Annotated in this window: 3 protein-coding genes and 1 pseudogene; 1 reads left to right on the top strand and 3 read right to left on the bottom strand. The window is 57.6% G+C overall.

Going from position 1 to position 4446, the window contains the following annotated elements; all coding sequences use genetic code 11:
• Positions 1–251, bottom strand: a pseudogene (locus tag WCA53_RS09495) (hypothetical protein); the annotation flags it as partial.
• 356 nt (positions 252–607) lie between these two features.
• On the opposite strand from WCA53_RS09495, the gene WCA53_RS09490 reads away from it, so the two are divergent.
• Entirely contained in the window at positions 608–1435 is an 828-nt protein-coding gene (locus tag WCA53_RS09490; RefSeq protein WP_423908395.1) for a protein-L-isoaspartate O-methyltransferase family protein, read from the top strand.
• A gap of 9 nt (positions 1436–1444) precedes the next feature.
• Here the strand turns inward: WCA53_RS09490 and WCA53_RS09485 are convergent, their stop codons facing one another.
• Positions 1445–2566, bottom strand: coding sequence for a sensor histidine kinase (locus WCA53_RS09485; protein ID WP_423908393.1), 1122 nt, complete (start codon positions 2564–2566; stop codon positions 1445–1447).
• Between the two features lie 253 nt (positions 2567–2819).
• A complete protein-coding gene (locus tag WCA53_RS09480) occupies positions 2820–3788 on the bottom strand; it encodes a class I SAM-dependent methyltransferase (RefSeq protein WP_423908391.1) in 969 nt (322 codons plus the stop codon).
• Between the last annotated feature and the right edge of the window lie 658 nt (positions 3789–4446).

Raw genomic sequence — 4446 nt, 5'->3', positions numbered from 1 at the left:
GTATGCAGTTCGTCGCGGCGATGGAAGATCTCCGCGCGGTGGTCGCCATGCGCATAAAAACGCCGGCGCCGGACGCCGTCGTGTCCGACCACCCAGATATAAGTGTCCCCGCCGAAAACGACGATGTTGGCGTCCGTCACATTGACAATGTACTGATCGTTGGGGCCGGGTACATAAGCCTCTTCATAGACAGGGGGCGCTACGACCAGGACCGGCGGAGGGGCGATCGCCGGGCCGATGTTTGGGTTCACTACGAGCTGGCCTTGTCCACGTGTCACGCATCCGGCTAATAAAGTGGCCAATGCGGTGGACACTACCAAAGTCCTAAGTGGTCGCTGTTTCAAATGCAACTCCATTATTTCTGTTCAAAACGATCGAGTACGATTTAACGGCACCGGGGCGCATATCTTTAGTCAAGGTCTGTCCGGAACTGGCATGGAACGCCACGTAGCGGCCAGCCGTTTTGCTGCGCTTATCCCGTTGCGCATGACGTGATTTAATAGGGCGTTGTGCGCGTTTCCAGCGTCATGGCTGACCGTTGCTTCGGCCGCCGTCCGCTTCAGCCATGAAGTTCGACCATCGCGAGGATCGAATGAAGGATAAGGGCGTGTCTAAGCTCGATCAGGCAAAACGCTGCTACGCCAGGCTCATGGCTGCCGAGAGCAAGTCCGACGATCCTCGGCTCGAGCGCGTCTTTGAGCGCGTACCACGCGAAGCATTCCTCCCAGCCGGTCCCTGGAAAATCATGGTCGACTACCGGTACTTCGAAACGCCAACCGACGATCCTGTCTACGTTTATCAGAACGCCCTGATCGCGCTCGACGCGGCAAAAGGCATCAACAACGGTGAGCCCTATCTTCACGCCGCCTGGATCGGCGCCGTCGCGCCGCGTAGCGGCGAGAGGATCTGTCACATCGGGGCCGGCACGGGATACTACACAGCGATACTTGCGATGCTTGCGGCCCCCGGTGGAAGTGTCGAGGCCTTCGAGATCGACCACGCGCTTGCTGCTGCGGCGCGCCGAAATCTTGCCCCCTACGAAGGCGTCACGGTGACGCGGGGCGACGGGACATCGATTGAGTTGCCTGCTGCCGATCTCATTTATGTGAATGCCGCTGTTCTTGCGCCGCCGCGGTCGTGGCTGCAGGCGTTACGTCCAAACGGACGCTTGATTTTTCCCTGGCAGCCGTCGAACAGTGTCGGGCTGGCGATCCTGATCACGCGAACTGAGAAAGGCCTGGACGCGAAACCTCTCATGGCTGTGTGGTTCATTCCGTGCGTCGGCGGAGCCTCGACCCAAGATGCACTTGTGAAGGCGCCTGGCTGGCCGGCGGCGTGGTCGGTCAGGTCTCTTTGGCTTACGTCAGAGCGCATACCGGATGAAACGTCGGTGGCTACCTATGAGCATGTCTGGTTTTCGTCGTCGTCGCCATGATGGCCGGATTTACTGACGGCGCGGAAGATGCACGGCGAACACGGTTTCTGTCGCGTCGGATCGCGCGTCGATATCGCCTCCATGTGCCTTGGCAATCTCGCGCGCGATATAAAGTCCGAGCCCCAGACTGCCGTCCGCGTCGTGCTGATCTTCATGATTCGGGCCACGCCGGAGTGGGTCAAAAAGGCCGTCCAGGATTAATCGCTCCACGGCTTCCCCGTTATTCTTGACCTCGAAGCGAACGTCAGCCGCATCGCCCGTCACCACCACGCGTATTGGCGTGTCGGGTGCTCCGTACTTGATCGCGTTCAGAACCAGGTTGCCCAGCAACTGCTGTAGACGGTTTCCGTCCCAGACACCCTGGGAGTCGCCCACGACCTCAAGCTCGAGCCGGCGCCCGGGATGCGCCGCTCTCAATTGATCGAGTTCATCGGAAGCCAGATTCGCGAGATCAACTTCGGTCGGTACGATATTGATTCCCAAACCGAGCTTGGTCCGATTGAAATCAAGCAAATCGTTCAACAGCGCCTGCATGCGAGCGCCGCTGTTAATCAAACGGGACGCGGCGCCCGACACCTGCTCCCCCGCGTTCAGATGAGCCAGATATTGGGCTGTCATCTGGATGGTCTGGAGGGGACTGCGCATATCGTGCCCGAGCATTCCAAGCAAGAGGTTACGCGCCTGGTCGACCTGTGCACTGAAAAATCCGACCGATTCGGCAAGGGCCTGGTCAATGGCCTCATTGAATCGGATGATGTCGTCCAGATCAGGGGGCTCGGGTCGACAGTCGTCCATCCAGAGGCGGAGAACGCTGGCGCGCAGCGCGCGGTACTCTGCGGCCAACTGGTTGATGTCGAACCCGCTTCGCGCTCTCAGGAGGGCGTGCGTTTGCGCCGCTGTTTCCTGGGCGTCAACCAGTTTAGGGGCTCGCCCCATTGATTTTTCGGACTGCGCATCCCGCGTCTGGAGCGTCGACAAGTCCTTCGCCACGGCGCGCAAAATCTGTTCCGCATGATCACGCAGACCCAGCGATTTCATGCTTGCCGCGGCTGGCAATAGCGTGCCGGCAAACGCCTCCCATTGAGCCAGGATAGGTTCCATCTCACGCACGATGAAGTCATCCAGTCGCATGTCACCCCTCCGGTCAATCCTCTATTCAATGGAATAGCGCGTGAGTATCAGGCGCGTCTTGTCGACCTGATACTACGCGCACATAGATCTCATGGGTATCCAGAACCGCCACCCGTCGCAAGAATAGCGAAGACGCGCGGAACGCTTGTGGCGGCAGCCTGGGACAGGCAGTCCGGCTGAATGGACCTGGGCGAGGCGGCGCGCGTTGTCAGGAAAAGGGGGCGCCGTCTTCCAGGAACGTTGATTCTTGCACTTACGGGTTCAGCGGCTTTCGCGCGATAAAGTGAAACCAGTACTCGCGGCTTACATCATCGCCCACCCCTATCTGGCGATCGCTCGTGTTGCCAAAAACGACCTCGGTCGTGAGTCCGGCCTCGTCCAGCTGGAGCCGTTGAGTCGCCATACCGGTGTATATAATAAGGATGCCGAATTTATGAGCAGCGCAAACGCGGACCGCGTAGCCATCGAATTCTTGATTAAGACGCGAGTGGCGAAAATAATTGAATACGCCAATGGGAAAGCTGTAGATCATCCTCGCTGTATCGATGCCGACCTTGATCGGATCTGCCGAGATATCCGGCATGTGCAGGAGGTGAGAGATATTTTCCCGATAGCTCGGACCATGCAGGTTGTGCGTCGAAAAAAGTGCTAGACCGCCGGGTTTCAACACACGGGAGAATTCGCGAAGTATCTTGCGACGTCCTTCATAATCAACCGCGTCGATGCCGTTGAAACTAAACATGACAAGGGAGAAGGTGTTGTCGTCGAACGCGCTCATGTCGCGCGCGTCCATATGTTCAACCCTCGCGCCAGGATAATTTCGGCGGCAGATCGTGACCAGTTCCTGCGTATAGTCCACGCCGGTGTAGTTAGCGCTAAGCTGCGTGAGCAAAGGCACCGTTCGCCCACCTCCGACACCTACATCAAGCAACGGCTGGTCACGTACTTGATCGGCTACCCAGGCGACGGCTGCCGCCTCACCCGGATCGGTCCAGTCGCGCAGACTGCCGAACCAGTTGCGTGCACTTCGACTGCGCCACGCATGGCGGTTGATCCGGTCTTGTGCGGGAGTGATTTCCACGTTTGCCCCTGCTGCTTTTAAGCATGCCTTAGTGTGCGACGTGCTAACTAAGCAGTCTGTTCGGTAGCACGCTGTCGTCAGCCGCCGCCGAGTCAGGCAAGCGGGTGCTTCAAGTCCTCTCGCGTAAAACGTGGCGTGCATCTATGGAGCGTGCGTGCGTTCTGAGAAATGTTGTCAGTAACCCTGAACGTTGCAAAAGTGTGCGCTACCCGGCGATTCGCCTTCAGTTCACGTTGCGTCGGCCGAATACACGATTGCCGTCTGATGTCCTGCGTCAGCAGCTTTCCTCGCATCAATATGAAAGACTTATGTGGCGTATTGTGATTTAAGTATTGCATTAAAACTCGCGCTTCTTGGCGTTTTTCTTTCGGCTACAACAGTTGCGCTGGGTGTCGGCGGTTGGCGAGCACTCGCGCGTCTCCGCGAATTGCAGGTTGCGTCCTGCGTCTCGCTTAGCCGTTTTGCACAGGCGCTGCGTTGGTCGAGCAAGCCGCAGCCGCGGCCGATGGGCCTAGTTGCAAGCGTGCAGGTGTTCAAGTTGAATGGCAGGCTTGCTGAAGGGGTGCCAGCGCAATGAAATCGCCGATCGTTGTTTAACCTTTTGCCCTCACGACAACACTAATTTTGCCAAGGCATTGTCGTGAGGCAGGTTAACGGTGGGAATAAAAGTGGCCTAGGTTAACGGCAATAAAACACAAAGCTTTAGGGGATTTTTTCGAGCAAACGTTTTCGAGCCACAATTAATTTTAAGCGTGATGTGATCAAAGCGACAGCGTTGAAAAGACACACTGACAATAAG

Origin of the sequence: Caballeronia sp., from assembly GCF_049581465.1 — a bacterium.
GTDB lineage: Bacteria > Pseudomonadota > Gammaproteobacteria > Burkholderiales > Burkholderiaceae > Caballeronia.
Note: the sequence above shows the minus strand (reverse complement) of the source record. Positions and strands in the feature narration are given on the sequence as shown.

Bases quoted from the DNA above. Each gene is read 5' to 3' on its own strand.
- WCA53_RS09485 (WP_423908393.1), bottom strand. From the start codon at position 2,566: ATGCGACTGGATGACTTCATCGTGCGTGAGATGGAACCTATCCTGGCT.
- WCA53_RS09480 (WP_423908391.1), bottom strand. From the start codon at position 3,788: ATGCACGCCACGTTTTACGCGAGAGGACTTGAAGCACCCGCTTGCCTG.